We start from the raw sequence: 26974 nt of genomic DNA, 5'->3' as shown, positions 1-26974 counted from the left end.
TTCAGGGGTCGAGCGGATCGCGCGGATCGACGCGCTGCGAAGCGAGGGCAGGCCGGAAGGCCAGTTCCGTCGGCGACAGGCGGCGGCCGATCTTGCCGGGCTGATAGCCAAGCTCATCGGAATTGCGCTTCATGAACTGGACGCTTTCGATCATCCCGCTTTGCTGTGGATTGCAGACGATCAGCGCGTCATGGTCGAGCGGCGCGCCCATCGCGATCAACAACCGGGAGGCATTGCGCAAATTGGTGGTCGTATGCCGCGCATAAGGTTCGACGACGATCGCCTCGGGCGGCACGCCATAGCGCTCGATCAGCGCCCTGCGCATCTCTTCCGCCTCGGCAAAGCGGGTCGCGCGCGGATGGGCGCGCCCGCCGGTCAAGATGATGAAGGGCATATCCCCCTGCGCGAAGCGGTTGGCGGCCAGACGCAGATGATATTTGCCATAGGGGCTGAGCGCCATTCCCTCGACCTCCGGCCCGACGCCGGTGACGATCATGGCGCTGAACCGGTAGCGGCCCCAGTCCAGCGTCTTCGCCCGCGCCATCGCCGCCGCATTCGCGCCCCCGGTCAGCGGTTCATAGCCGATCGCATCGGTGCGGTCGCTGACATCCAGCAGCGCCAGCGCATAGTCGATGCTGGGGTCAAGCGCCTGCGCCGATCCCCGGCGCAGCGTGCGCGACAGCCAGTCAGCGGCTTGCAGCCGCGCCTGCCGCTCCTGCGGATCGATGGCGCCGGCGCCGTCGATCTGGGGATAGGGCGGCACCTGTCCCAGCCCATAGCTGCGCAGGATAACGTCGATGCCCTCGATTTCCCGTCGCATCTGCGCAGCGGCGCCGTCGTCCGGCCCCGGAATGCCACTCAACGTTGCGGCGGCGCTGGCCATCGCCTCGACCTCCGCCGGAGTCCAGACCAGCGCCTGCGCGGCGCAAAGGAGGTCGGGTCCGCAGGCCGCGCGCCGGACCTGCCGGGCCTCCAGCAGGGACGCAGCGCGCGCCCTCACCTGGGCGAGGGCCGCCGCATCATGCCCCACCGCATCCAGCAGCGGGAAGAGGCGCTGCGACAGCGCCTCCGCCACCCTGTCGCGCGCCGCCCCCGCCGAAGCCGGAACAGATCGTGTCACAACCGCCGAAGAGGCAGCGGGTGCGAGCGCCGCCGCCGCCGCGACGATCATCCTTGCCACCGTCTGCCGCATCACCAGCTCTTGCTGATGACAAAGCGGACATTGCGGCCGAAGATGGGGCGGCCATAGATCGCCTCCGCACTGCCTTGCCCGGCAAGCGAGTCGGTGCGGGTATTGCCTTCGGTCAGGCCATGGGCGTTGAAAAGGTTATCGCCCACAATCTGCATCTGCCAGTTGCCCCGGCGCGCCGTCACGCCCGCGCCCACCGTGCCATAGGCAGGCAGGGCTGTGTTGTTGTAGAGATCGACGAAGCGTTTGCCCATGTACGTGTAGCGGCCATAGACAGAGATATCCGTATCGTTGGTGCGGAAGTCGAAGCTGGGGCGGATATTGCCGTAGATTTTGGGCTGGCGGACGATCTGGTTGCCCTCGGCCTGTTCCGGATCGGCACCGGTCGCGCTTTGGAAATTCTTGTATTTGGGATCACTGATGGTGAGCGCGCCGTTGAGCGAGAACCAGTCATTGAGCGCCAGCTTGCCGTCGAACTCCACGCCCTTGACCTGCGCTTCGCCAATGAAAGGCACGTTGACGTCATTGCGGCCCGTGGTCGGATCATAAGCGAGGAAGCTGGCGTTCAGCGGATCGAAATTGGTGTAGAAGCCGGTGACGTAGAGGTAGGAGCGGCCCGATGCGAGCTTCAGACCCGCCTCGAACTGGTCCGCGACGGTAGTGATGATCGTCGGGTTGATGCTCATCACCGTCTGGACGTTGGGTGGCGTTTCCAGATGCGAGGCGCGGCCGTAGATGCCGACATGATTGCTGAAGTCGTAATTGGCGCCGACCGTCCAGTTGGTGACGTGCGGCTTCAGTTTCTGGTTGATGATCGTCCCGGTAAAGGCGCGGGTGGCGTCGTCGGCCAGAGTGGTCGCATCGCCCAGATTGGCCTGCTCGGTCACAGCCGCCCAGCCCTCGTAACTGTAACGCTCATGCCGGATACCCGCGTCGATCCGCACGCCGGGGACAATCTCCCAGGTGTCGTTGGCATAGAGAGCGAACATCTTGGCGTCGCTATCCCCCTGGTTGAGCGTCGCGGCATAGTTGAGCACGCCATTGTCGGTGACGCGGCCTATCTCCATCCCGGCGGCATTATAGGCGACCAGATCGAGCGTGCGCGGCTTGCCCGCCACTTCGATCAGATAATTTTGATAGAGGGTGCGGCTGTCCTCGCCATAGAGGCTGGCATAAAGACCAAGCTTCAGATCATGGCTGCCGATACCGGTCTCGAACTTCCGGGCGACCGAAAGATTGGCCTGCCCTGAATAAAATTTCGAGTGGATGTCGCGATACTGACCCTGCATGACAAGGCCTGAGGCTGTCGCGGGATCATAGACGCTGTTGGTGCCGGCGAAAACATAGCCGAGCCGATTGACGGCGCCAAAGGCCGCGGTCGCCCGGCCGAGATAGCTGGAAGCGAAGATTGCGCCATCCGCCGGATTGGTGGTCGAATAGAAAGCGGTGAAATCCAGTTTGCCCTGCGTGTAGCCCGCCTTCGCCGAAACCAGCCAGTCACCGAACTCGCCGTCATATTGCGCGCCAAAATTGACCATCTGCATGTGACGGCCATCGGAAAGGTCGCTGGTGCGGCTCTGGATCCGGCCGGTGCCATCGCGATACATGAGGTTGACGTTGCGCAGCGCCGGCGAGTTCATCGTGCCGTCGAAATAGTCGATATATCTGTCGAGCGAGACGCTGGGATCGCGCGGATCGGCGGTCGGGATCGGCAGGTAGAAGACATTATGGTCGTTCACATAGTTCAGGTTGAACTTGACCGATCCATTGTCGAAATCATGTTTGATATTGGCGCGGATCTGGCCGCCCTTGTCATTGGGGAAGCCATTGTCGCGATAGCCGTCATGGTACCGCAGAAAGCCGCCAATGGCATAATAAGTATCCTTGCCCAACGGACCAGCCTGATAGGCGTCGAGGCGGTAAAGGCCGGTGTCGCCGAGCGTCAGCTGTGCCTTGCCGCGGGCCACGTCGCTGCCGGTCACGGTGATGGCGTTGATGATCGCGCCCGAATAGCTGGCATAGACCGGCGCCGGGCCGCCGCGAACGACCTCCACATGGTCGGTCATCAGATCCTGCTTGAGGATCGCGTCGCCGCGGAAAAACACGCCGTCATTCTCATGGAACAGCGGCAGGCCGTCCTGCTGGAAGCTGACGAAGCCGCCATCATTGGGAAGGCCGCGGATGCGGTAGATGTTCTGCACCTCGCCCCCGGTGATTTCGGTCTGGAAGCCGGGCAGCTGACCGATCAGGTCGGCGAAGTTCACCGGGGCGATTTTCTCCACATCCTCGGGCGAAATGGTGTTGATCGCATAGGAGACGTCGAAGCGCCGCTGCGCGCGGGTCGACCCGGTGACGATGATGTCGCTGGAAGCGCCGGCGGGTGCTTCGGCGCTCTCGGCGGCGGGCGCGGGATCCTGCGCCCGAACGGTGGTGGTGGCACAAAGCGCCGCAACAGCGGTGCCAGTGGCAAGCATGGTCCTGATCATGGAAAGCCCCTTTTCTAAACAATCGGGCGCTCCCTGCGGACAGCATGTGACATTTTTAATTATTGTTGTGAAAATAAATAATGGCGCCTACCGGGTCGTCGCATTATCGGAAGAGAAAGCGGCCCCATGCAGTTTCCCGGCTTGGACAAGGATCAGCGGCGCATCCTCCATATGCTGCGCAAGTCCGGCCCGCTGTCCCGCTCGGCGCTCGCGGCCGTGCTGGAAATCAGCGGGACAGCGCTCACCCGCCTGTCGCGCGACCTGCTCAGCCTGGAGTTGGTGGAGGAAGTGCCGGGGGCGGAAGCGCAAGGGCGCGGGCGCCCCGCCATCCCCCTGCGACTGGCGGGTCATGGCGGCTATGCGGTCGGCGCGACGGCGCACGAGGGTTTTCTCGACATCTCCGTGGTCGACTTCACCGGCACCACGATCGCCACCCATCATGAAGCGGTCGAGCCGATCGATCCCCATGGCTTCGCGCGCAAGGTCCGGCGGATCACTCATGAACTGGTTGATCGTCATGGTCTGTTGGGGCGGCGCATGCTGGGACTTGGCGTGGCCGTGCCGGGACCGTCTTTGTCGCCGACGGGCGACCGGTGGAGCGTGGTCGACGTGCTGCCAAACTGGCGCGATGCACCGCTGCGCGACATTCTCACCGCCGAAATGGGCTGGCCGCTGTGGATCGAGAATGACGCCAATGCTGCCGCCATCGCCGAATATTATCTGGGAAACCTGCTGCGGGATTTCAGTACCATCGTCGTGCTGTTGCTGGGCTTCGGGATCGGCGCCGGGGTCATCGTCGATGGGCGGCTGGTGCGCGGACAATATGGCGTGGCCGGTGAGATCGGTTGCCTGTTTCCCGGACATATGCCTCGCCCCAGTCCGCTGGATCTGCTCGCGATGCTCCGCAATGCAGGCTGCAACCTGTCATCCGTTGCCGACATCGACTTTGGGGCCGCAGATCAGGCGCCGACGATCGAAGCTTGGCTGGCTCGGGCGGCCGGGCAACTGGAGGCTGTATGCAATACTGCCTTCGCCTGGCTCGATCCGGGCGCCATCGTGCTGGCTGGCACGTTGCCACCCGCCATTCTTCAGGGGCTATCCGAACGCCTTCATCGTGCCGATCTCGTAACGACGGTCCATAAGCGTCGACCGCCCGTGCAGATATCCAGCCTCCATGGCTCGCCGATAACTTTGGGCGCGGCATTGTTGCCTATTCATGCGCTGTCCGCCGAAAGATGAGTCTTGCTGTATCTGAGATTCAGCCATCGATTCCGTTTGCTTGGAAATCGCTCCAGCTTCCCCGAAAGGCCCGCAGGCGACTGTCCCGTTCGGAATCGATAAGCTGGGAAATTGCCCTTCGCTTGTCACATTCCCTACAGCTATCGGGTTTGGCTTCGCTGATGGCGGATGCCTGGAGCCTGATCGATCAGGCTGGATCGGATCAGGCCCTGCCTGTCCTTGGCCTTCCGCATTTTTCCAAGCCAGCAGGTGATGCCCCCTGCTTTGTCAATGCTCCAGCGTCACCCTTCGCCCGGTCTTCGCGCTGGTCAGCCCCGCGTCCAATATGCGCATGACATTGATGGCCTCGCCGTGCGGCACCGGGTTGCGCCCTTCGCCCCGGATCGCTGCGGCAACGTCCTTCCAGAAGCGTCCGTAATCGCCCCTTTCATTGGCTATGTTCCGGGCGATGTCAGGCTGGCCCGCCGCGGTGAAGGTGCCGCTCAGCGGATCACTGCCCCACCCCGCGCTGTTGGGCGCACCGCCTGCGAGCGCCGCCGCCTCCTGCGGATCGACGCCCTGCTTGATCCAGCTTCCCGCCGTGCCATGGACCGCGAAGCGCAGCCGGTGGTCGGCGACCTGCTTGCCGGCGTGCAGGATCGCCCGGCGCCCGGGATAATGAAGGATGGCGTGAAAATAGTCCGGCGCGGGCGCGTCGGGACGGAAGGCGGCGATGTCGACATAGACCGCCTCGGGCATGCCGAACAGGCAGAGCGCCTGATCGACCAGATGCGGACCAAGATCGAACCACACGCCGCCCGCCCGTGCATCTTTCCAGAGCGTGGAGGCGGTCGGCCGCCACCGGTCGAAATGGCTCTCGAACTGGACGATGTCGCCGAGCAGCCCCTCTCCCATGATCCGCCGCAGCGTAAGAAAATCGGCATCCCAGCGCCGGTTGTGAAAAATCGTCAGCATCGTGCCGGCCTGATCGGCTGCCCGACCGACCCGTTCCGCCTCCGCCAGAGTGGCGGCGAAGGGCTTGTCCACGACGACATGCCTGCCCTTGCAGATGGCGGCCAGAGCATGTTCGGCGTGAAAAGCGTCAGGACTGGAAACGACCACCAGATCAATGTCGGGCAAGCCAAGCAGCGCTTCTATCGTCGGCACGACGATTACGTCCGGATAGCGTCGATGAACCTTCGCGGAATCGCTGGAAACGACAGCGCTCAGCGTCATGCCCGGGGTGGCCGTGACATAGGGCGCGTGAAAAGCCTGCCCGCCCAGTCCGAAACCCACCAGACCTACCTTGATCTCCTGCGCCACACATCCTCCTTCCGCCGGAATCATATGCCGCCCCGTCGAGCCGGTCCGGCTTCCGGCCCCATCATAAGGCGCAACGGCGTCGCCCCCAAGGGATCAGCGCGACACCAGCCGGTTGGTGAAGCTGCCTTCCGCTGCTGTGCCGGGAGGAAGCAACCCTTCCGCGACGGCGGCCTGCGCGGCGCGCTCCATGGTCAGGGCGTCGAACGGACCGGCCCCCTTGCCGTAGATATGGCGCGCCATCAGGGTGAAGATGCGCGCGACTTCCGCCTCGCTATAGCCTGACCGGGGCACCAGAGCGGCATAGCGCCGGGCGGCGCGGTCGGGATGGCGCGCCATCCCATGCAGGGCGCGCAGGGTCGCCTGAGCGAAGCGCGCCAGAAGCCGCGGCCGGCCGGCGATCGCCGCGTCAGAGGCCATCACCGCCTGCGCCATGGCAGGATAATAGGCGTCCATCGGCCGGTAATCGAGCGCGATGCCGGCTCGCTCCGCCCGAACGCCCCAGTCGACCGTACCCACCATCGCCCTGATCTCGCCACGCGCCATGGCCGCGACCAGCGCATCGGGCGCCGCGACCACCACGGTCACATCCTCTGGCGTCAGGCCGACCTGATGCAGCAGCGCCTTCAGCGCATAATAGGTCACGTCCTGTTTCGACGGCACACCGATGGACTGGCCGCGCAACGCGCCGCCGTCGATGGAGAGTTCCTTCACGCCCATCCATGTGAGAAAACTGTGTCGGCCGAGAAGCGCGATGCCTTGCACCGGCACGCCCCGCCCGCGCAGAATCGTCGCCGTATCGCCCAGCGCGCCGCCCGCATCGCCCCTGCCCTGCCCCAGCGCCTCGCCGACCTTGAAGCCGCCCCCCGCGACCTGTTCGAAGCGGACGGCCAACCCCTCGCGGGCGTAGCTGCCTTCGGCCTCCGCCAGCAAAAAGGGCGCGAAAGGGATCGCTTCCTTGGGCGCGGGGAGCAGATAGACGAACGGCTCCGGCGGGGCGCTGGCGCCCATCAGCAGCAGCGCCATGGCCGCGATGAGGACGCGACGGTGCATCATGCGAAGCGCGAGACGCCGCCCGCCACCTCCAGCGCCGCGCCGGTGATGAAACCGGCGGCGGGAGAGGACAGGAAGACGATGGCTGCCGCCGCCTCTTCCGGCTTGCCGAAACGGCCCAGCGGGATCTGCTTTTCCTGCGCCAGTTCGGCCAGCCACTCATCCAGCGACTGGCCCGGCTTCGCGCGTTCCCTGAACCGCCGCTCCCATTGCCCGCTATTGACCGTACCCAGCAGGATCGCGTTGACCCGCACCGCCGGCGCCAGTTCGACACTGAGCGATTTCACGAGATTCTGCACGCCCGCCCGGGCGGCGGAGGTGCAGACCATATGCGGCTCCGGCTGACGCGCCAGTAACGAGTTGACGACGACGATCGACGCCGCATCACTGACCTTGAGCAACGGCAGAAAGGCGCGAGTGGGCCGAATCACGCTGAAAAATTTGAGGTTGAGTTCGGCCTCCCACTCCGCGTCCAAGGTGGAGGCGAACGTGCTCAGCCGCGCCTGCCCCGCATTGTTCACCAGAATGTCCGCGCGGCCGAACCGGTCGCCCACCATGTCGGCAAGCCGCGCCACGGATGCTTCCTCCAGCACATCGCAGGCCTGCGAAACCAGCCGCCCGACGTCCACGCCCTGCGCGGCAAGCGCATCGCGGGCCTGATCCAGCCCTTCCTGCCGCCGGGCGCAGCTGATCACATGCACGCCCTCCGCCAGCAGCAGGCGCACCGTCTCCAGCCCGATCCCCGACGATCCGCCCGTAACGACGGCGACCCGATCTGCAAGCTTCAGTTCCATATTATCCTTTTTCCGCCTCCATGATGAAGCGCCGCAACAACTGGTTGAAGACCTCCGGCCGCTCGGTCGCCACCGCATGGCCACCCCCTTCGATGATGTCGAACCGCATGCCCGGCGTTCCCGCCGCGATCCGCGCGCAGCTTTCCGGCGGGGTCACGACGTCCGCGCTACCGCACAGGACCATGACCGGCACCTGAAGTCCCATCACCGCCTGCGGCAGATCGGCCCCGGCGAGCAGCCGCACGGCCTGCGCATAGCCGTGAGGAACGACTTCCGCCATCGCCCGCCGGACGATGGCATGCGCCTCCTGACAGGCGCCCGACGCCAGCAGCCGGGCATAGCGGGCGTCGGCCAGACCCTGCGGGCCGAGCGCCTCCACATCCGCGATCCGCTTTGCCACGCCATCCGGCAAGACCCCGCCCACCGGTACCCCATAGCCGCTGGCAGGGCTGGTCAGCGCCAGCGCCGCCACCCGCTCCGGCGCCGACAGGGCAAAGGCCGTCGCCATCACCGCGCCCAGCGACTGGCCCACCAGCACGCAGCGCCCGACATCCAGATGGTCGAGCAGCACGCCCAGCGCATCGGCATAATCGGCGGGCGCGGGCCATGCGGGCGCGATCGGATCGCTGCCCGCATAGCCCGGTGCATTCCACGCCACCACGCGGCGTTCCGGCGCGAAGGCCGCGAACTGCCCCGCCCATGCCCGCGCATTGGAACCGATGCCGTGCAGCAACACCAGCGGCAGGGCGGAACCTTCCCCCGCCTCCCGCCATGCCTGCACTCGCCCGCCCAGATCGGCGGAGCGCAGCGGCGGCTCCAGATAGGCCGTCATCAGCCCTTGACGGCGGCAGGCTTGGGACGCTTGATCTGGGAGAGCGGATGATCCGGCGGATAGGTCGGCGTTTCCGGCACGTTGGTACCCAGACATACGATCATCAGCGCCTCTTCAATCCCTTCGTTGACAAGGCCGCGATAAATGCCGGCGGGCACGGAAACCAGATCGCGCTCGCGCACATAGGTTTCATAATATTGCCCCTCGCTCTCGAACATCAGCTTCACCTTGTTGCCCTTAAGGATGAAGAAGACTTCCTCGACATCGTCATGCAGGTGCAGCGGCCCTTCGCAGCCGGCGGGCAGCACCATGGTCGAAAAGGTGAAATGCTCGGCCGCGACAGTGTTGGTGTCGGACGCAACGCCGGTCGCGCCGGTGCCGACATAGCGCATTTGCGCGCGTTTGTATTTGGGGTCAAAATCGGCCTGAAATTTCAGTGCGTTCCAGTCCAGCTTGCGCGTTTCATAACGGGCAAGGCGGCTGTCGATCCACTGTTCCAGCGTCTTGCCTTCCGGAATGATGCTGTTGGGCCGTTCGGGGGCCGCGGCGTCGGTCATGGCGATACTCCTGCAATCGCGAAAAGAAGGTCAGGCGGCACGGGCCTGTCGACGGCTATTGCCGTCTATGCCACCTGCAATCGCCCACTCGGCGAACAACTCGGGCCGGCGTTCATATTCGCGCGGTTCCCATGCCTCCGTGCAATAATCATCATCGGCATAATATTCGAGCGAAGCGCCGAACGGACTCTTGAAATACCAGAAATAGGCCGAAGAGATCGGATGCCGACCTGGCCCGATGTCGGTTTCCCAACCCTTTCGGCTCATGGCCAGCCCGCCGCCGAAAACTTCGTGAATATTGCTGACGGTGAAGGCGACATGGTTGAGGCCGGGATTGCCGGGGCGACGCAGAATGAAGGCGTCATGATGACTGCCCGGCGTGCGCGCGCGCAGAAAGGCGGCATGTCCGGGGTAGCTGTCGCTGACCACGAAGCCCAGCCGGTCGAGGAAGAAGGACAGGCTGGCATCCAGATCGTCGACGAACAGCACGACATGCCCCACCGAAATGGGGACGGCGCGCTCGTAGATCTGCGAACGCGCATCGACGCGGCGGGCGAGGCCAGGACCGTTCACATCCTGTGGGTCCGCGACCACCGGCACACGGCGGCTGACGCGGAAGGCGTGAGACAGTCCGTTGGGATCGGCGATGGTCAGGCCATCTTCCGTCCGCACCGCATCGTCGCCCAGCCGCTCCGCCAGCGCATCCAGATCGGCCGCCTTTTCGACCCCCCAGATTACCTGACGCAACGTGGATCCTTCCTGCATGGCAGGGGGTAGGCGCGGATCATCCAGCCGCGCCACGTCGACCTGCGTGCCATCGCGGGTCTGGAACCGGACGAAGCCGTCCTGCATCCCCATGGGCGAAACACCCCAGTCGTTGAGGAAACGCTCTGCCGCCTCCACATCCTCGACACCGAACAGCACGGCGTCGACGCCCGTAATCGTCACGCTATTTCTCCTTCAAGGGCACGGGGCAGCGCCGGCATCCTGCCCGGCGCGCCCAAAAGTCTGGAAATGGCTTCGGCGGTTTCGACCACGGCCGATGTCATGGCCGCCATATCCTCCACCGCCGCGCCGACATGGATGGCGTTGATCGCGGCCACGGTCTTGAGCGACATGTCGCGAACCGGCGCGGCGATCGCGACGACGCCGCTCTCGAAATACCCCTCCTCCGCCGCGTGGCCGCGTTCCCGGTCGACGGCGATGCGCTGCTGCAACTGCGCCAGCGACGGCGGCCCGTCATCGGCCGCGCCCTCGTGGGCGGGCACACCACGGGGATAAAGAGCCTGCAACTCCGCCGGTTCCAGGTCCGCCAGCAGCACCCGGCCCATCACCGTGGCATGCGCCGGCAGCGACGTGCCGACCACGACGTTGCGCGTCACCGCCGCGCGCGCCGGATAGCGGCTGAGATAGACGGCGCGCTGCCCCTGCCGCACCGCCAGATGGGTGGACCAGTTGGTCCGGTCGCGCAGTCCCTCCAGCAAGGGCGCGGACAGCGTCACCAGATCGTTCGAGGCCAGATATTCAAAGCCCAGCGTCAACACGCCGCTGTCCAGCACATAGCGGCCGTCGCACTCACGCCGCACCAGCCCCAGTTCCATCAGCTCCCCCAGCAGGCGGTGGACGGTCGATCGGGGCAGATGCAGTTCCGAAGCGATGTCGGCGGGGGACAACATCCTGCGGTCGCGCCGGAACAGGCGCAACAGGGCGATGCCCCGCGCAAGTCCCGGCACGGACATCAGGCCAGCGCTTCGGCTTTGGCGGTCAGCGCCTCCACCTGCCGCTTCGCTTCCGCCTGCATCAGCCGGCGCAGACGGACCAGCCCGGCGTCATGGGCATATAGCGCCTCATGATCGCGGGCATCGTCCTTCATCCCTTCCAGGATCAGCCGGTCCTGTTCCAGCACGTCCCAGTGCAGCCGCTCCAGTCGTGCGCGATAGAGGAAATGCCAGGCATCGCGCTGCCAGCCCTGCACCTTGCGGCAGCGCCAGAAGAATACGCGGCAACTGGTTTCATCGACCGGCACGACCATGCCGACGATGCTGAAGGAACCGCCCGGCCCCGCCGACTTGCGATAGGGAATGGACAGGCGCTGCCAGTGGGTGCCGGTGTCGCCAAATTCGGTCCAATCGAAATTCACACCCGTCTGGTTGGTCTTTTCGAAGATGAAGCCATGATCGGTGGCGCGCGCCTGCATCGTCGCGGTCTTGTCGCCCTCCGCCATGGAGTGGGACACGGCATGCAGATAGGCGCCATGCATCGGGTCCATCACATTTTCGGCGGCATAGCGGTAATTGCAGTTCCAGTGCGCGGTGCACAGGACCTGTCCCCATTGTTCGCTGTCGATCTCCTCGGGCAGGACGAGCGGCGTGGGTTCCACATCCCTGTCGCCAAACCAAAGGAAAATCGCGCCCGCCTTTTCGATCACGGGATAGCTGTGATTGAACTTGCGCCCTTCGATCCCGCATTTTGCAAGCGCGGGCACGCGGGCCATCTGCCCTGCGCCATTCACTTCCACACCATGATACCAGCAGGCGACCCGTTCACCCAGATTCCAGCCCATGGACAGGCGCGCGCCGCGATGCGGGCAGCGATCGTCCACCGCATGGACCCGCCCCTCAGCGTCTCGCCACAACAGCACCCGCTCGCCCAGCCGGATCAACCCGACGGGCGCCTTTGCCACGGCCCAGCTCGCCGCGACCGGATACCATAGGTTGCGAAGACCGCTGTTCAGCCGCTGCTCGGCGGATGGGATGATCTGCTCCTTAGCCATGGGTCACCTCTTCTTCCACGGTTGCGAACAGGGCGCCGCCCAGCATGGCGAGCGTCGCGCACAGGCTTTGGGTCGTCCACGCCGCACCCTGCGCATCCGCGCTGCCCGCCGCGTTCAGCGCGGATGCGACCGCGTCGAGTTCCTCATGACCGTCCGCGAACACAGCCATCAACTGATCGGCAAACCGGTCCTCGAAATCAGTGAGGGCGCCGGCCCGGGTCTGGAAGACGATGTTCTCCACAGCCTTGGGATCTTCGATATAGCGGCCGCCGCCCTTGCTGGGATCGACGGTCGGCAAAATCAGAAACGGATTGAAATCCGACACGCTACCCTCGCTTTATATATGAAACGCTGTGTCAAAAATGATCCTATGCCGCATCGATACCCAGCGTCAACACGGATTTTTGCAGAAAAATGACGCTTGCCGGCAGGAGGACATGCTTGACAAGCGGCTGCATATAGTTCGGATATAAGACAGCAAACTAAATATGAAGCATTGAGGCATGAAATGGTGGCAAGGTTCGGGATTGATCGCCTCTGTGACGCAGGCCGGCATGGGGCGCGTAAATTCACGGCTGTTTCGGCGGCGCGATCGGCTGCGTGGACACTCGACATATGAGCTGCGGCCCGGAATATGATCGCGTGAGTCGCGCTGAATCCTCCCTTGCCTTTCCCGGATGGCGCGTCCTGCTGGCCGCGGTGGTGGGCCTCGCCTTCAGTCCCGGGCCGATGATCTTCGGTTCGCTTGGCCTATTCGCCCCGCATCTGGCCGACAGCTTCGGCTGGAGTCGCGGCGGCATCATGCTCAGCCTCACCTTCTTCAACATCGCAGGCGTACTGGCGTCTCCCTATACGGGCCAATTGATCGACCGGCTGGGGGTCAGGGCCGTGCTGTTCCCGGCGATGGCGGCGTTGGCGCTGGGCTTCCTGGCGCTCGCCCGCGTCGGCGGATCGCTGCCGATGCTCTATGCGCTCGCCTTCGTCTGGGGGGCGCTGACGGTGGGCACGCAGAGCATCAGCTATACCAAGCTGATCACCGGCTGGTTCGTGGAACGACGCGGCCTGGCGATCGGCATCGCCGCCGCCGGTCTGGGTCTGGGCTATACGCTGGTGCCGCTGATCGTCGGACAGCTGCTGACCGTCATGCCATGGCCGGCGGCGCTCGCCAGCATGGCGGGGCTGGTGCTGATCCCCGTGCTGCTCAACCTGATCTTCTCCCACCCCAACAGCGCGCCCGCCGCGCAGGGCTTCGCGACGGAGGGGCTGTCCCTCGCCGAAACGCGCCGCACCGGCAGCTACTGGCTGATGGGCAGCGCGATCCTTCTGGCGTCGATGGCGCTGACCGGCGTTGTGCCGCACATCGCCCTGCTGGCGCTGGACCGGGGCCTGCCCCCGACGCAGGCCGCGCTGGTGGCCTCTACCTACGGCCTGTCGACCATTTTCGGCCGGGTGCTGGTGGGCGCGCTGGCGGACCGATTCTTCGTGCCGCGTGTCGCAATCGCCTTTTTCGCCCTGTCCGCGGCCGGCTTCATATTGGCGACGCTTGTCGGCGACACGCGGTCTGCGGCTATGCTGACGCTGGTGGCGCTGACCATCGGCCTCGGCTTCGGCGCTGAAAGCGATGTCATCGCGCTCTTCATCTCCCGCTATTTCGGCCAGCGCTGCTTCGGGGCGATCTATGGGGATCTGCTCGCCATCTTCCTGATCGGCGCTTCCGCGGGACCGCCGCTGTTCGGCTTCGGCCGCGACCTTACGGGCGGTTACCAGCTGCCGATGCTGGCGGGCGCGGCGGCGATGGTGGCGGCCTGCCTGCTGCTCAGCCGCCTGTCGCCCTACCCGGCACGCACCGCGGCATGTCGGGAAGCGCTCGCATGATATCGACCATGGAAAAGCTCGCTCGCGCGGTCAAGGATCGCCGCGCGATCCTGTTCGCCGGGGCAGGCGTTTCCATGAGCGTCGGCCTGCCGTCCTGGTCGGAACTCATTGACCATATGCGCGTCGATCTGGACCTGCCCCATGCCGACAAGCCGGCCTGGACCTATCAGACGCTGGCCGAATATTACCGGCTCAAACATGGCAGCATCGGCCCGCTGCGCAGCTGGATGGACCGGACTTGGAGCGTGTCGGCCGACCGGGTGCGCGAATCGCGGATCCACGACCTGATCGTCGGCCTCGACTTCCCGATCATCTACACCACCAATTACGACAATAATCTGGAAACCGCCTATCGGCTGGCGGGGCGCGAATTCGTGAAGGTCGCCAACACCAGCGACATCGTCAATGCCGACAACGGCCTGCCCCAGATCGTCAAGTTCCATGGCGATTTCGACGACGATGAATCGCTGGTGCTGGCTGAAACCGACTATTTCAAGCGATTGATTTCCGAGACGCCGCTGGACATCAAGTTCAAGGCCGACACGTTCGGCAGGACCCTGCTGTTCATCGGATACAGCGTGTCGGACCTCAACATCCGCATGACGCTCTACAAATTATGGCAAACATGGCGCGATTCCGGGCGGGAACGCGACCGCCCCGCTTCCTTCGTCTTCACAGCGCGCGAAGACCCGGTGCAGGACGCAGTGCTGGAACATTGGGGCATCACCGTCCTGCATCAGAAGGCCGCCGATCCGGCGGCCTCCATGCTGACCTTCCTTGAAAATCTGAAGTCGCTGGTCGATCAGGCCGCCTGATCGGCCCGGTAGCCAAGCGCGCGGGAGATTTCCTGCGCCGCCTCCTCCACCTTGTGCCGGATCCGCCCCTCGAACGTCTCCCGGTCATAGGTCTTGATCGGGCAGGCGACCGAGATCGCCGCCTCCATCTTGCCGCTGGCGTTGAAGACCGGCGCCGCAGCGCTCGCCACATCGGGCTCATAAAAGCCCCAGCTCACGACGCTGCCATGGCGGCGGTCCTGCTCGACCAGTCCCACCAGCTCACCCATGCTCTTGGGCGTCTGGGGGGTATAGGTTTCGAAATCATAATCCTCGTACAGCGCGACCACTTCCGACAGCGGCAGCCCCGTCAGCATCACCCGGCCCGGCGCGGTCGCATGGGCGGGCAGGCGCGATCCCACCGCCATTGCGCTGATCAGGCTGGTATTGCCCTGAAAACGCGCGACATAGACGACGTCCCGCCCCTCCCGCACCGCCAGATGGGAGGAAGCCTGCGTGTCGTCGCGAAGGCGCTTCAGCACAGGATTGGCGATCTCGATCAGATCCTTGCCCGCCAGAAAGCTGTAGCCCAGCTCCAGCACCCGGCTGCCCAGGTGATAGCGGTGCGAGTCCGGCAGGCGGCGCAGAAATCCCATCGCCTCCAGCGTGTAGACAATTCGGAAGGCTGTGGAGCGGGTGATGCCCACCGCCTTGGCCATTTCCGCCACGGTCTGCTGCTGCCGGTCGCGGGTGAAGGTCTGCATCATCTGCAACCCCCTTTGCAGCCCTGGAACGATATAGCGCTCGTCCAGTCCCGATGCTGCGCCCGAAGAGTCCATTCCTGCAAATTCCCTGTTCGACTATGAAACAGGTTTATTCTTAGAACAGATCAGCCATTTGCCCAAGGCAAAGGTTGGGGATCAAGGCCCCAATAAAGGCTTTTCTGCTGCATATAGGCGCGGATACCCTCGCGGCCCTTTTCCCGGCCCATGCCACTTTCCTTGACCCCACCGAACGGGGTTGAAATGCTGAACTGCTTATAGGTATTGATCCACACCGTCCCCGCCGCGATCCGGCGCGCAAGGGCGTAGGCGCGGGCGAAGTCGCGGGTCCAGATGCCGCAGGCAAGGCCATAGACGCTGTCATTGGCCTGCGCGACAAGATGGTCCTCGTCATCGAAGGGGATGGCCACCAGAACCGGGCCGAAAACCTCCTCCTGACAGATGGCGGAGGCATGATCGGCACCGGCGATGATCGTCGGCAGATAATAGGCGCCGTCATCATAGCCTGCACCCCGTGGCGCGGAGCCGCCGCACATTATGCGCGCTCCGTCCGCCTGAGCCGCCTCGACATAGGCGGCGACCTTATCGCGATGGGCGAAATGGACCAGCGGCGCGACCTGCGTGCCCGACTGGGTGCCGCGCCCGACGCGCAGTGCCTGCGTGCGTTCGACCAGCCGCGCCAGAAACGCGTCATGGATCGACCGATGCACGAACAGGCGCGACCCGGCGATGCAGGACTGGCCGCTCGAACTGAAGATGCCGAACATGATGCCCGCGATCGCATGGTCGATGTCGGCGTCGGGAAAGACGATGGTCGGCGACTTGCCGCCCAGTTCCAGCGACACCGGCATCAGCTTTTCGCCTGCAATGGCCGCGATCCGCTTGCCCGTCACCGTACCGCCGGTGAAGGAAATCTTGCCCACGCCCGGATGCCGCACGATGGCGTCCCCCACGGTCGCTCCCGGGCCGGGCAGCACCGATAGCAGCCCTGCCGGCAAGCCCGCGGCTTCGACGATCCGCGCGAATTTGAGGGACACCAGAGAAGTCCATTCCGCCGGCTTCAGGATGACGGCATTGCCCGCCGCCAGCGCGGGCGCGACCTTTTGCGCGTCGCTGGCGATAGGGGAATTCCATGGCGTGATCGCGCCGACCACCCCGATCGGTTCATGCACCGACATCGTCATGAAGGGTCCGCGCGGCGTCGTCAGCGCGTCGTCCAGCGTCTCCAGCGCGGCGGCGGTGTAGCGGAACGTCCCCGCCGCCGACAGCGCCAGCGCCCGCGTCTCGCCCAGCGTCTTGCCGGTGTCTGCGGTTTGCAGCGCCGCGATCTCCTCCGCCTGCGCCTCGATCGCGTCACCGATCCGGTGCAGCAACCGCGCGCGAACATGCGGAAGCATCCCCCGCCATTCCGCGTCGGCTGCGGCTCGATGACCGGCGGCCACTGCCTCATCCACATCCGCGACGCTCGCCACGCCATGGCGCGCGACCAGCGATCCGTCGGCCGGGTCGATGCTGTCGGCGAGGCCTCCGCCGCCCGCGCGCCACTGGCCGCCAACGAAGATCTGCGAAAAGTCCGTCATATGCTTCGGTCCGTTCAGATAACGATGGGGGATGCCATGCCCGCGATCAGTCGCGCGATGCTGTGCGCGGTCAGCGCAGAAGTCTTGGGATTGGCCTTTGACGGCGCGCCGCAGATATTGATCTCGAAACGTCCGTCTTCGCCCTCGAACATCAGTTCGTGGATATTCTTGTCGATTGTCGGGTCGGCGACCAGTTCCACCTCGGTCCGGTCGAAACCGATCCCTGCCAGCGCGATGGTTGCCGCGACATTGGAGTTTTTGGGATAGGCGAGCGCGGCCTCGCGCGCGCTGCCCTGATAGAAGACCCTGGGCGCGTCCAGCGATTCCAGGTCGATCAGCGCTTCGGCGGGCGTCCCGCGCCATGCCAGCGCAGGCTTGCGCCCGCGATATACCACCCGGCTGAGGCCGCCCAGCTTCGCCGCAGCCAGCGCGTCGATCCCCGCCATCGCGCCCGCTGCCAGGATGATCCGGCTGTTGCCGGTCTCCGCCGCCTTGCGCAGCCGGTCCAGCAGCGCAGTGTCCGCCAGCGAACCGATCGACACGATCATCAGCGGCACGCCCGCCGCCAATATGTCCATAGCATAGGCCAATATGGCGCCATGCCCGGCACATTCGACCACCAGATCCGGTTTGCTGTCGAGCAGCTTATCCAGCGTGTCGACGCCCTGTTCGATGACTTCTCCATCCAACTGATGCGACAGGATCGCGCTGGTGACGAAGGGCACGCCGCTGTCGGTCAGCGTTTCGCGCACCGAGCGCGAAATCCCGCCATCCCCGATGAAAGCGATGCGAATGGGTTCACGCTCGGCCATGGATCAGCGCTCCAGCTTGGGCGGACCGGCAAAGCGGACGGGGTAGGGCCCGATGGCGATCATATCCACCTCCACGATGGCAGCGCCGCCGGCCAGCTTCGCCCGGTCGAATGCCGCGCCAAAATCCTCGACCGACGTCACCTTTTCATGACGCAGCCCCAGCGATGCCGCGATGCCGCCGAAATTGGGCACGAGGATGTTGGAGAAATGCTTGCGGCCGCCATAATCGACGTCCTGGATGTTGCGGATGACGCCATAGCCCGCATCGTTCATCAGCACGAGGATCATGTTGGGCTGTTCCTCGGCCATGGTCGCCAGTTCACCAAGGCAAAGATTGAGACCGCCGTCGCCCGACAGGACGACCGCGCCGCCCGCCGCGCCCAGCGCCGCCCCGATGCCCATCGGCAGGCCTTGGCCGATACCGCCGCCCACCGCATGAACGCCCGCCCGCGAATGGCCGACGCGCAGGTAGCGGTTGCCCCAGGTGCTGTTGGACACGGTGACGTCGCGCACCCATGCCGCGTCAGCGGGCATCCGCGCCTGAAGCGCATCGACCAGCGCGTCATAAGCGCCCAGCCCGCCGCGCAGCGCAGCCTGCATCACGTCGCGCGCCGTGGCGATGTCGCTCGCCAGCGCCGCATCGATCTCCAGCCCTTGTTGGGCCCGCGCGACCAGCCCGGCCAGCACCGCCTTCACATCGCCATGGATGAACTGGTCGTTTGCATAGGTGCGGCCGTTGGCGGTCGCATCCACGTCGATCACCGACAGAGGGCGCGGCAGCCGCAACTTGTAGGTCCACGTCTCATTACCGCGCAGGCGCGACCCCGCGACGATCATCAGGTCACAGTCGTCGTACAGTTGCTGGATCTGCGGCGTGCAGTTGAACGCACCCAGCGACATGGCGTGGGTTTCAGGAACGATGCCGCGTCCCTGCGTCGTGGTGACGATAGCGACACCCAGATCGGCCAGCGCCCGCGCTTCCGCCTCGGCCCCGCGCGCACCGCCGCCCAGCATCAGGAACGGACGGCGCGCCGCCTTCAGCTTCGCGAACAGGGCATCGATCTCCGCCTCCGCAGGCGCGGGGCGCCGCGGCGACAGGCCGGGCAGCTCAGCCGGCAGGTCCATCTTCATGCCCTGCACGTCCCACGGAATCTCGATGCTGACCGGCCCGGTCGGCGCTGACAGCGCGTTTTCCGCCGCCTCGACCATCGTCGCGACCAGCTGATCCGGCGCGGTGATGCGATAGGCACCCTTCGACACCGCGCGCAACATGTCCATCTGCGCGGGCGCTTCATGGATATAGGCACGGTTGAGGTCCAGATGCTCCAGCTTCACCTGCCCGGTAATGTGCATCACCGGTGATCCGGCGGTCAACGCTTCCACCATTGCGCCCGCGGCATTGCCCGCCGCCGTCCCGGTGCTGGTGAAGGCGACGCCCAGATTGCCCGTGACGCGCGCATGGGCGTCGGCCATGTTCAGCCCGCCCGCTTCGCCGCGCGCGGGGATGAAGCGGATATTGCCCCTTTCGCCCAGCGGATCGAGGATCGGCATATTGTGGATGCTGATCACGCCGAAGGCATGGGTGATGCCCCAATGTTCCAGCAGCCGGACGATGACGTCTCCGACAGTGGACTGCTGCGCGGTGGCGTTGGCGACCGGATCACCGTCTATAACGGCGGTCATATTCTGCATGGGGACTAATGCCTCTTGTTCTTGTTGATGGGGGAATAGGAAAGGCCGAAGCCTTGCCTGAAAAGCGTGCGCGCAAAATCGTGCGGCGCATCTTCCTTCTGGGTTTCGACCGACGCCTCGTCGACGGGAAGATCGAAGGGCAGACGGCCGCTGGGGTTGAATCGGCCCAGAATGATGTCAGCCACCGCCGCGTCGTCGGACCCGAAGGTCGCGATCATGCCGTCGACCTTCCCCAGAAATTCGGACAGGACGGCGGGACGCTCCATGCTCATCGTCACGATCACCGGCTTCCTGCTGGCGATGGCGCGGCGGATGAGGGCAAGGTCGCCCGCATTTTCGGCCCCGGCATAGACCAGCGGTCCTTCATGCGTGCCCTTGAAGAAAGACTGCCCGGTCTTGTTGATCCTGTAGGGCGCGTTGACCTTAACGATGATTGCGTCGGCCGACCGCGCGTCCGCGACGGTGCGGCCGGCGAAAGCAGCCGGCGTGGCGGCGAACCCTTCCAGCTTCACCCGGGCGCCAGCCTTCAGCGGCAGCGCGCCGCGCGCATTCTTTAGCAGCACGACGGCGCGGCGCTGCGCCTCCTGGGCGGCGGCCAGGAACTCCGGCGCCTTGACGATGCGCTCCGCCCGGTCGACGTCGACATAGGGATTTTCAAAAAGGCCCAGCTCGAACATCGGCTTCAGGATCCGGCGCGCGGACTGGTCGATCCGCGCCTCCGCCGTGCGCCCGGCCTTTACCGAGGCGACGATATAGCCAGGTTCATGCTCCCCGCCGAACTGGTCGACACCGGCGGCGACCATGCGCTCCTGCCGTTCCTGCTTGCTCAGATGCTCGACACCCCACGGCATGGCGTGGAGCCAGTCGCTGACGACGATGCCGTCATAGCCCAGACGCCCGCGCAGCAGGTCGGTCACAACCGCCTTCGAAAAGCTGCTGGCGACCCGGTCCAGACCGTCCGGCACGCCATAGGCGGTCATCATCGACGCCGTGCCGGCCGCGATCGCCGCTTCGAACGGCTTCAGGTGCAGTTCCTGCTTGCCCGCCGGATAGCGGAAATGCTTGCCATAGACATTATGCGGGTCCAGCCCGCCGCCCACCGGCCCGTCTCCGGGAAAATGCTTCACCACCGTCAGCACGCTGTCGTTGCCGATGCGCTCGCCCTGCGTCCCCCTGATGAACGCGGTGATCAGCCGGGCGTTGAGATTGGCATCCTCGCCAAAAGTGCCGGGAATGCGGTTCCAGCGCGGCTCCGTCACGGTATCGGCCATGGGATTGATTACCACGCGATAACCCATGGCGCGGGATTCCGCCGCCGAAATGCGGCCAAAGCGCTCCACCAGCGTCGGGTCGCCGATCGCGCCAAGACCGATCTGGTCGGGCCAGCTCGACACCGGCTTCACCCGGTCCGGCGGGGGCAGCTCGCCGCCCGGCAGACGGTTGGTAGTATGGATGGGGTCGGAACCAACGACAACCGGAATACCCAGCCGGTCCTGCTCTGCCAGTTCCTGAATACCGTTGGACCAACGCGCGGCGTCCGCAGGCGACCCTACTGGCGCGGTCGCCAGCCAGCGGACATGCTTGTCCAGGATCAGCGCGCGCGGGGATGGCTTGTCCGCCCGGTCGAATCCCGGCACGCCCGCCACATTGACCGGCGATTTCAGCACGCCTGGCGGCGGTGGCGCCAGCGCCTCCATCACGGCGCCACCCGGACCGGCAAAGCCCGACAGCGACGCGAACATCATCAGCCCGGCCTTTTCCTCCACCGTCATGCGTCCGGTAAGGTCGTCCGCCCGCGCCTGCGCATCCAGCCGCCAGTCCTCGTAGGGATCGAGGCGGCCGTTGCGATTGAGGTCCCGGAATGTCAGCCCATCCACCGTCAGGATTGGCGCAACCCGGCTTTGCAGCACGGGTTGCGCCGCTTGTGCCTCGATATGCGACCCGAAGAGCACAAGGGAGAGGGCGGATGCCGAACGAAGGAAGCGGGTCATGAAGAACCTCTTGATGGACCATCGATGACGGGGCGCCCCAGCGGCGCGCCCCGTCATCTCCGTCTTACCAGCGGAAGGTCAGGCGCGCGCCATAGGTGCGCGGCGGCGCATATTGGCTGCGGATCGCGCCATAGAGACCGCTCTGAGCGGCCTCGGTCAGCACCACGCTGTTTTCCAGATTGCGGACATAGGCCTGGATCGACAGATCGGTGCCGTCGGGCTTGTATTCGAGGCTGAGGTCAGTGCGGGTATAGCCGTCCTGCCGCTCGGTCGCGCGGTTGAGGAAGGTCATCCACTGCATCGAGCGATATTGCGTCTGCGCCCGCGCCGTCAGTTCGCCGCCCAGCACGTGGAAGCTGTGCTGGTAGCCCCCGTTGATCGACCATTTGGGCGACTGGACCAGCGTGTTCCCGGCATAGGAGGTGGTGCACATGCCCGATGCGTCGACCGCCGTGCAGAGGTCGGTGAATTCCGCGTTCAGATAGGTCACGGACAGGTCAATGCGGTCGTCGCGGGTCGGTGCGACGATGAATTCCGGCTCGATACCCCAGATGCGCGACTTGCCCGCATTCACGACGACGGTGTTCGCGCCGACCAGCTGCGACACCTGCTGATCCTTATAGTCGTAGTAGAAGCCACTGAGGTTGAATTGCAGGGCGTCATTGAAGAAGCGGTTCTTCGATCCGACTTCATAGGCGATCAGCGTTTCGGGATCATAGGCGCCAAGGCCGAAATTGTTGAAGCCGCCCGACTTGTAGCCGCTGTCGACCTTCGCGTAGAGCATGTTGGCGTTGGTCAGGCGATATTCCAGGCCGCCATGCCAGGTGACCTTCTTCCATGAGGCATGGGTGTCGTCGGTTCCATAGGTGCGCTCCGCAATGCCGTCGGTGACATCCTGCGTCAGGCTGCCGACATAGCTGTAGCCTACGCGGCTCTTCTGATCCTTGGTATAGCGGATGCCGGCCGAGGCGCGCAGCTTGTCGGTCAGGTCGTAGGACAGCTGACCGAAGGCGGCATAGGATTTGGTGTCGACGTCATAATGATATTCACGCACGTTGATCGACGTGCCCAGCGGTGCCAGGTCGAAATAGTTGGCGAGCTTCAGGTCTTCCTTGAAATAATAGACGCCCGCCTGCCAGATCAGGCCACGGCTGTTATTCGACGCGATACGCAGTTCGTGCGATACATCCTTCGACAGTTCGTCGCGGGTATAGATGAATGACTTGTCGACCTGCCCGTCATTATCCCAGCGATTGTACAGATCCTGCCGGACGAAGCCGCCGATATAGGTCAGCGTTGCAAAATCCAGATCATAATCGACACGACCCAGCAGGCGCAGATTCTGCGTATCCATGACACCGCGGGTGTTGAGGTCAAAATGGGTCGCGTCATAAGCGTCGGTCTTGGGACGGGTCGTGACGACGCCGCCGACCGTCACCAGCTTCACCCCGTCATAGGCGGCGCCGGTGCCACCAATGTCCATATAGTCGGCGCTCAGCAGCACCTTCATACGATCGGTCGGCTTCAGCAGAAGGGAAAGGCGGCCGCCCTTTACATTGGTGCTATCGCCACGCCCGGCGGGACCATTGTCGCGGAATCCCTCATTATAGCGGCTGACGAAGGATGCGCGCATGGCAACGCCGTCAGTGACGGGCATGTTGACCGCGCCGTCCACGTTGATCGTGTCGTAATTTCCCGCGTCGATCGCGACATAGCCCTCTTCATGATCGACCGGCTTCTTCGAGATGATGTTGACCGCGCCGCCCGTCGCGTTGCGGCCATAAAGGGTGCCCTGCGGGCCGCGCAGCACTTCGATCCGCTCCAGATCGTAAAAGCTGGCATTGATGCCGGTCGGACGCTGAAGATACTGGTCGTCGATGCTGACGGCGATGGCGGAGTCACCGATTTCGGTGAAGTCGCGGCTGGCGACGCCACGCACCGACAGGAAGGCCGCGCCGCTGCTGGCACCGATGTTAAGGCTGGGCGAAACGGTGGTGAGGCCCGACACGTCGGTCACACCGGTCTTGCGCAGCTGATCGGGCGTATAGACTTCCAGCGCGGCGGCCGTCTTCTGGGAGCTTTCCTGACGCTTTTGCGCGGTCACGACGATCTCGCCCAGACCGCCCTGGTCGGCGGCAGTCTCCTGCGCGTGGGCCGGCGCGGCGAACAAAGCCGCTACAGCGACACCACCCATCCAACGAATGCTCGATCCTTTCACCATCATTACCACACCCCTTTTGTTGATTTATATATGAACTGATAGTTCATAAATGAAGCATGCTTGCAAAGCTGCCCTGTGTCAATCGGGTTTCATTGATGGTCGAAGCCGCCTCGCCTGGCGACGCCAGGAACTATCTCACATTCCCAGCAGCTTACCGGATCATTTCAGGCCGAAATGAAGCCCCCGTTGATGGGCAAAATCTGCCCCGAAATGAAGGCGGCCGAATCGCTCAGCAGGAAAACGGCGGCACCGACCGTATCCGCCGGCACTTGCGGACGCTGGATCGCAGCCCCGCTGACATACAGATCCTTGCGTTCCTGCGGCACATAGTCGGTCGCTTCCACCCGCACCAACCCCGGCGCCAGAGCGTTCACCGTAATTCCGTCGACACCCAGTTCGCGCGACAAAGACCGGGTCATGCTGATGACCGCACCCTTGCTGGCCACATAGTGCAGCAGTCGCGGCGCGCCCCAAAGCGCCGTGTCGGAAGCCAGATTGACGACGCGGCCGCCCTTTGAAGAGGCCCGCAACAACGGCGCAAATCCCTTGGTCATCAGCCATGTTCCCCGGACATTGATTGCCATGACCCGGTCCCAGGTTTCGATGTCGATTTCGTCGAAGGCCTTGCCGCCGATGCCGGTTGCAAGTGCAGCGTTATTGAGCAGCCCGTCAATGGCTCCAAAGCGGCTTGCAACCGCCCGGCACAAGCCGTCGACCGACTGGACGTCGGCGACATCGACCGGGAAGAAAACAACATCATGCCCTGCGTCCAGCAGCGACTGTTCGGTTTCTCGCCCCGTCTGCTCGTTCAGGTCCGCAAGGATCACCCGCGCGCCTGCTTCGGCGCAGGCCCACGCGAAGGCTGCGCCCAGCCCTCTGGCAGCGCCCGAAATGACGATAGTTCGTTTGTCCAACATCACAAAACTCCTGAATATATTTCATATATCAATCTTTGATCCATATTTCAACTATTGGATCTGGCGCCCGCAGTTGGAACGCGTTATGAACCTGCTGCAACCTGCGAGCGCGCAATGCGAAATCGGACAAAGTTCCGCAGGTCTCCCTTGTCGCGACCGAGGCGCCCCCTGAGCGGACAACCGAAAGCTCAATGTCCACACCCCGGTCGGACCAGCCGCCATGGATCGCTCCAAATATCTTTGCAGGCAAGGCTGCTTGATGCGATTACGGCGGCGAAAGTCGCAGGCAACGGATTCAGGACAGCTGGCCTTGGGCGGGATGGTCGGGACACGCTTCGATGGCAGCAAACCTGCGATCATTTCTCATTCTTCGTCCGTCAGATCGCCCCAGTCCTGCCGCTTGAAAACAGCGGGCTTGAATCGAAATTCAGCTGTCTGGACATATATATTTGGTCGACGCCGCCTAATTGTGGCTTAACCATTATTCTTTTATTCCCAACCGGTTCCATTGAACGTTTTTCTCTGTCGTCCGTTACGGGCGAAGGATCAGGAAGATCCCGATAATAGCAAACCGGCGGTGACGCCGGGACGCAAAGCCTCCGGCCTTGGTGGCAAGGTAGCGGGGCTGCCGAAGGACCATGGTTCGATGGAAAAGCGCCCTATTTTACAAAATCATAGCGCGACCTTCCCACCTGCCGCCGCCGGGCAGCTCTCCTGCCGCGCACCTGCGCGCCCAAACAATTAGGAGAAAGCCTGTGTTTTCGTTCGACCGGAAATCACCTTGCGGCAGTCTGCTGGCCCTGTCGGCCTGTTCTACCCTCGCCCTTCTGTTGAGCGCCTGCGAGAGCAGCGGCGGCCTGCGCGTCGCCAGTGTCGGATCGGGTACGCCCGGCGCCGGTGGCGGCAGCGGCGGCTCGGGCAACGGATCAGGCACCGACACCGGTGGCGGTTCGACCAGCGGCGGCGGCGCGACCGGCGGCAGCGGAGCGGGGGGCAGTGGCGGCACCGGCTCCGGCACGGGAGGTGGCGGTTCCGGCACCGGCGGCACTGGCGGAACGACCTCGGCGGGCCTCCTCCAGCAGGTCTCGCCGGTGCTGACCACCGCCGGCAATGCCGTTCTGGGCGTATCCGACGGTCAAGGCAATGTGACAACCCCCGTCGCCACCGCGCTGCCCGTCGCACAGCCGGTCACCGGCACGATCACGCGGGTCCTGAACGATACCGGCACCGTGCTGGTGGATGCAGGCGCCGGGCGAACCCTCCTCCTTCAGGGCGCGCAGGGCGTCGTAGGCGATCTCGTCTCGATCGACATCGGTGGGCGGACGGTCACCACTGGGCTTGACGGCACGACGGGCGCGATCGGCGCCGGCGTGCTGGGCAATACGCAGCCGACCGGCACTCTCGCCAGCCTCGGCGTGCTCAACGCCGGCAATACGGCGCTGGCGACCGTCAACGGCATAGCCGATGTGCGCGTGACCAACGTCACCTCCCAGACCGGCGGCATTGCCGACAATCTGCTGAATGTCGCGCTCGGCGGCAACCAGCTTCTGGGCAGCGGCGACCCGGCGTTGGTGAATGCCAACCTGCTGCCCAACGGCATCAGCCCCACTGGCTCGGGCAGCGCCACGGGCCTTCTCGCTCCCGTGACATCCGCCGTGGAGACGGTCGGCACCGGCGTCACCTCCACCGTGCAGGGCGTAACCGGCAGCGCCCTTTCGCCCCTGGGCGCAAGCGCCGGGACGACGGCAACGGCCGGGACGACGGCAACGGCCGGCGCCGGAGCCGCCGCCACCGCTGCCCCAGGCGGACTGCTCGCGCCGGTAACGGGAACGGTCAGCAACACGGTGAACACGCTGACGGGCGCGCTCAACCTGAGCCGCTGAACAACTGACCGGGGCGCGCCGACCGTGGCGCGCCCCGGCTTCGCCGCTTTTTTCGCAGGAACGCTTCATGCTCCTTGTCCTCGCCGCGCTGCCGGCGCTCGCGGCCGCGCAGCCGCCTTCGACACTGTCACCGCCGCTGATCCAGCAGAGCGAGCAGCCCACGGCGCCGGATCTCACCGAAAATCCGGCCGGGGGACCGATTCAGCGCGCCATCGCCGTGGACGCG

Annotated in this window: 22 protein-coding genes and 1 riboswitch; of the genes, 4 read left to right on the top strand and 18 right to left on the bottom strand. The window is 64.7% G+C overall.

Features of this window, described 5'->3' with window-relative positions; all coding sequences use genetic code 11:
* Position 1 precedes the first annotated feature (1 nt).
* Positions 2-1192 (bottom strand): YdcF family protein, encoded by a 1191-nt coding sequence (locus tag ACFC3J_RS00730; RefSeq protein WP_375194300.1) that lies wholly within the window; start codon positions 1190-1192, stop codon positions 2-4.
* Positions 1192-3675, bottom strand: coding sequence for a TonB-dependent receptor (locus ACFC3J_RS00725; RefSeq protein WP_375194299.1), 2484 nt, complete (start codon positions 3673-3675; stop codon positions 1192-1194). The genes ACFC3J_RS00730 and ACFC3J_RS00725 overlap by 1 nt, the downstream gene beginning before the upstream one ends.
* A 126-nt stretch (positions 3676-3801) precedes the next feature.
* Here ACFC3J_RS00725 and ACFC3J_RS00720 point away from each other — a divergent pair, with 126 nt between their 5' ends.
* Positions 3802-4914 carry an ROK family protein gene (locus ACFC3J_RS00720; protein ID WP_375194298.1) on the top strand — a complete coding sequence of 371 codons (1113 nt, stop codon included), beginning with the start codon at positions 3802-3804 and terminating at the stop codon, positions 4912-4914.
* A 267-nt stretch (positions 4915-5181) separates the two neighbouring features.
* Here ACFC3J_RS00720 and ACFC3J_RS00715 read toward each other — a convergent pair whose 3' ends face one another.
* From ACFC3J_RS00715 to ACFC3J_RS00675, 9 genes are all read right to left on the bottom strand, one after another.
* Positions 5182-6216 (bottom strand): oxidoreductase, encoded by a 1035-nt coding sequence (locus ACFC3J_RS00715; protein ID WP_375194297.1) that lies wholly within the window; start codon positions 6214-6216, stop codon positions 5182-5184.
* A gap of 93 nt (positions 6217-6309) precedes the next feature.
* Complete coding sequence (locus ACFC3J_RS00710; protein ID WP_375194296.1) at positions 6310-7269, bottom strand: ABC transporter substrate-binding protein; 960 nt, start codon at positions 7267-7269, stop codon at positions 6310-6312.
* Positions 7266-8060 carry an SDR family oxidoreductase gene (locus ACFC3J_RS00705; RefSeq protein ID WP_375194295.1) on the bottom strand — a complete coding sequence of 265 codons (795 nt, stop codon included), beginning with the start codon at positions 8058-8060 and terminating at the stop codon, positions 7266-7268. Before ACFC3J_RS00705 ends, ACFC3J_RS00710 begins: the two co-directional genes overlap by 4 nt.
* 1 nt (position 8061) lies before the next feature.
* A complete protein-coding gene (locus tag ACFC3J_RS00700; RefSeq protein WP_375194294.1) occupies positions 8062-8892 on the bottom strand; it encodes an alpha/beta fold hydrolase in 831 nt (276 codons plus the stop codon).
* On the bottom strand, positions 8892-9449 hold the full coding sequence (locus ACFC3J_RS00695) for a cupin domain-containing protein (protein ID WP_375194293.1): 558 nt from the start codon (positions 9447-9449) through the stop codon (positions 8892-8894). Before ACFC3J_RS00695 ends, ACFC3J_RS00700 begins: the two co-directional genes overlap by 1 nt.
* A gap of 30 nt (positions 9450-9479) precedes the next feature.
* Positions 9480-10397 (bottom strand): VOC family protein, encoded by a 918-nt coding sequence (locus tag ACFC3J_RS00690; protein ID WP_375194292.1) that lies wholly within the window; start codon positions 10395-10397, stop codon positions 9480-9482.
* Complete coding sequence (locus ACFC3J_RS00685) at positions 10394-11188, bottom strand: IclR family transcriptional regulator (RefSeq protein WP_375194291.1); 795 nt, start codon at positions 11186-11188, stop codon at positions 10394-10396. Before ACFC3J_RS00685 ends, ACFC3J_RS00690 begins: the two co-directional genes overlap by 4 nt.
* Positions 11188-12222 (bottom strand): Rieske 2Fe-2S domain-containing protein, encoded by a 1035-nt coding sequence (locus ACFC3J_RS00680; RefSeq protein WP_375194290.1) that lies wholly within the window; start codon positions 12220-12222, stop codon positions 11188-11190. Before ACFC3J_RS00680 ends, ACFC3J_RS00685 begins: the two co-directional genes overlap by 1 nt.
* Positions 12215-12547 carry a recombinase-like helix-turn-helix domain-containing protein gene (locus ACFC3J_RS00675; protein ID WP_375194289.1) on the bottom strand — a complete coding sequence of 111 codons (333 nt, stop codon included), beginning with the start codon at positions 12545-12547 and terminating at the stop codon, positions 12215-12217. The genes ACFC3J_RS00680 and ACFC3J_RS00675 overlap by 8 nt, the downstream gene beginning before the upstream one ends.
* Positions 12548-12864: 317 nt before the next feature.
* Between ACFC3J_RS00675 and ACFC3J_RS00670 the strand changes: the two genes are divergently transcribed.
* Both ACFC3J_RS00670 and ACFC3J_RS00665 read left to right on the top strand, forming a co-directional pair.
* Positions 12865-14097 carry an MFS transporter gene (locus tag ACFC3J_RS00670; protein ID WP_375194288.1) on the top strand — a complete coding sequence of 411 codons (1233 nt, stop codon included), beginning with the start codon at positions 12865-12867 and terminating at the stop codon, positions 14095-14097.
* Positions 14094-14912 (top strand): SIR2 family protein, encoded by an 819-nt coding sequence (locus tag ACFC3J_RS00665; protein WP_375194287.1) that lies wholly within the window; start codon positions 14094-14096, stop codon positions 14910-14912. Before ACFC3J_RS00670 ends, ACFC3J_RS00665 begins: the two co-directional genes overlap by 4 nt.
* Here the strand turns inward: ACFC3J_RS00665 and ACFC3J_RS00660 are convergent.
* The 7 genes from ACFC3J_RS00660 to ACFC3J_RS00630 form a co-directional block, all read right to left on the bottom strand.
* Positions 14900-15709, bottom strand: a complete 810-nt coding sequence (locus ACFC3J_RS00660; protein WP_375194286.1) for an IclR family transcriptional regulator — start codon at positions 15707-15709, stop codon at positions 14900-14902. The two genes, ACFC3J_RS00665 and ACFC3J_RS00660, sit on opposite strands and share 13 nt — an antisense overlap.
* 50 nt (positions 15710-15759) lie before the next feature.
* The gene (locus ACFC3J_RS00655; RefSeq protein WP_375194285.1) at positions 15760-17232 is read right to left on the bottom strand and encodes an aldehyde dehydrogenase; all 1473 of its coding nucleotides are present in this window, start codon (positions 17230-17232) and stop codon (positions 15760-15762) included.
* A gap of 14 nt (positions 17233-17246) precedes the next feature.
* Entirely contained in the window at positions 17247-18044 is a 798-nt protein-coding gene (locus ACFC3J_RS00650) for an aspartate dehydrogenase (RefSeq protein WP_375194284.1), read from the bottom strand.
* Between the two features lie 3 nt (positions 18045-18047).
* Positions 18048-19727 carry a thiamine pyrophosphate-binding protein gene (locus ACFC3J_RS00645; protein ID WP_375194283.1) on the bottom strand — a complete coding sequence of 560 codons (1680 nt, stop codon included), beginning with the start codon at positions 19725-19727 and terminating at the stop codon, positions 18048-18050.
* Between the two features lie 14 nt (positions 19728-19741).
* Complete coding sequence (locus ACFC3J_RS00640) at positions 19742-21727, bottom strand: glycoside hydrolase family 3 protein (protein ID WP_375194282.1); 1986 nt, start codon at positions 21725-21727, stop codon at positions 19742-19744.
* 64 nt (positions 21728-21791) lie between these two features.
* Positions 21792-23921: a TonB-dependent receptor gene (locus ACFC3J_RS00635; RefSeq protein WP_375194281.1), complete on the bottom strand. Its 2130-nt coding sequence runs from the start codon at positions 23919-23921 to the stop codon at positions 21792-21794.
* 191 nt (positions 23922-24112) lie between these two features.
* The gene (locus tag ACFC3J_RS00630) at positions 24113-24865 is read right to left on the bottom strand and encodes an SDR family oxidoreductase (RefSeq protein ID WP_375194280.1); all 753 of its coding nucleotides are present in this window, start codon (positions 24863-24865) and stop codon (positions 24113-24115) included.
* 555 nt (positions 24866-25420) lie between these two features.
* Positions 25421-25498: riboswitch (cyclic di-GMP riboswitch) on the top strand.
* Positions 25499-25620: 122 nt separating this feature from the next.
* Between ACFC3J_RS00630 and ACFC3J_RS00625 the strand changes: the two genes are divergently transcribed.
* On the top strand, positions 25621-26748 hold the full coding sequence (locus tag ACFC3J_RS00625; protein WP_375194279.1) for a hypothetical protein: 1128 nt from the start codon (positions 25621-25623) through the stop codon (positions 26746-26748).
* The last annotated feature ends 226 nt before the right edge of the window (positions 26749-26974 follow it).

Origin of the sequence: Sphingobium sp. (assembly GCF_041987595.1) — a bacterium.
GTDB lineage: Bacteria > Pseudomonadota > Alphaproteobacteria > Sphingomonadales > Sphingomonadaceae > Sphingobium.
The sequence above is the reverse complement of the archived record's forward strand: the minus strand, read 5'-3'. Positions and strand labels throughout refer to the sequence as shown.

Bases quoted from the DNA above. Each gene is read 5' to 3' on its own strand.
- ACFC3J_RS00705 (WP_375194295.1), bottom strand. From the start codon at position 8,060: ATGGAACTGAAGCTTGCAGATCGGGTCGCCGTCGTTACGGGCGGATCG.
- ACFC3J_RS00650 (WP_375194284.1), bottom strand. From the start codon at position 18,044: ATGGCCGAGCGTGAACCCATTCGCATCGCTTTCATCGGGGATGGCGGG.
- ACFC3J_RS00665 (WP_375194287.1), top strand. From the start codon at position 14,094: ATGATATCGACCATGGAAAAGCTCGCTCGCGCGGTCAAGGATCGCCGC.
- ACFC3J_RS00635 (WP_375194281.1), bottom strand. From the start codon at position 23,921: ATGGGTGGTGTCGCTGTAGCGGCTTTGTTCGCCGCGCCGGCCCACGCG.
- ACFC3J_RS00640 (WP_375194282.1), bottom strand. From the start codon at position 21,727: ATGACCCGCTTCCTTCGTTCGGCATCCGCCCTCTCCCTTGTGCTCTTC.
- ACFC3J_RS00725 (WP_375194299.1), bottom strand. From the start codon at position 3,675: ATGATCAGGACCATGCTTGCCACTGGCACCGCTGTTGCGGCGCTTTGT.
- ACFC3J_RS00685 (WP_375194291.1), bottom strand. From the start codon at position 11,188: ATGTCCGTGCCGGGACTTGCGCGGGGCATCGCCCTGTTGCGCCTGTTC.
- ACFC3J_RS00710 (WP_375194296.1), bottom strand. From the start codon at position 7,269: ATGATGCACCGTCGCGTCCTCATCGCGGCCATGGCGCTGCTGCTGATG.
- ACFC3J_RS00630 (WP_375194280.1), bottom strand. From the start codon at position 24,865: ATGTTGGACAAACGAACTATCGTCATTTCGGGCGCTGCCAGAGGGCTG.
- ACFC3J_RS00695 (WP_375194293.1), bottom strand. From the start codon at position 9,449: ATGACCGACGCCGCGGCCCCCGAACGGCCCAACAGCATCATTCCGGAA.
- ACFC3J_RS00660 (WP_375194286.1), bottom strand. From the start codon at position 15,709: ATGGACTCTTCGGGCGCAGCATCGGGACTGGACGAGCGCTATATCGTT.
- ACFC3J_RS00645 (WP_375194283.1), bottom strand. From the start codon at position 19,727: ATGACCGCCGTTATAGACGGTGATCCGGTCGCCAACGCCACCGCGCAG.
- ACFC3J_RS00655 (WP_375194285.1), bottom strand. From the start codon at position 17,232: ATGACGGACTTTTCGCAGATCTTCGTTGGCGGCCAGTGGCGCGCGGGC.
- ACFC3J_RS00730 (WP_375194300.1), bottom strand. From the start codon at position 1,192: ATGCGGCAGACGGTGGCAAGGATGATCGTCGCGGCGGCGGCGGCGCTC.
- ACFC3J_RS00720 (WP_375194298.1), top strand. From the start codon at position 3,802: ATGCAGTTTCCCGGCTTGGACAAGGATCAGCGGCGCATCCTCCATATG.
- ACFC3J_RS00680 (WP_375194290.1), bottom strand. From the start codon at position 12,222: ATGGCTAAGGAGCAGATCATCCCATCCGCCGAGCAGCGGCTGAACAGC.
- ACFC3J_RS00700 (WP_375194294.1), bottom strand. From the start codon at position 8,892: ATGACGGCCTATCTGGAGCCGCCGCTGCGCTCCGCCGATCTGGGCGGG.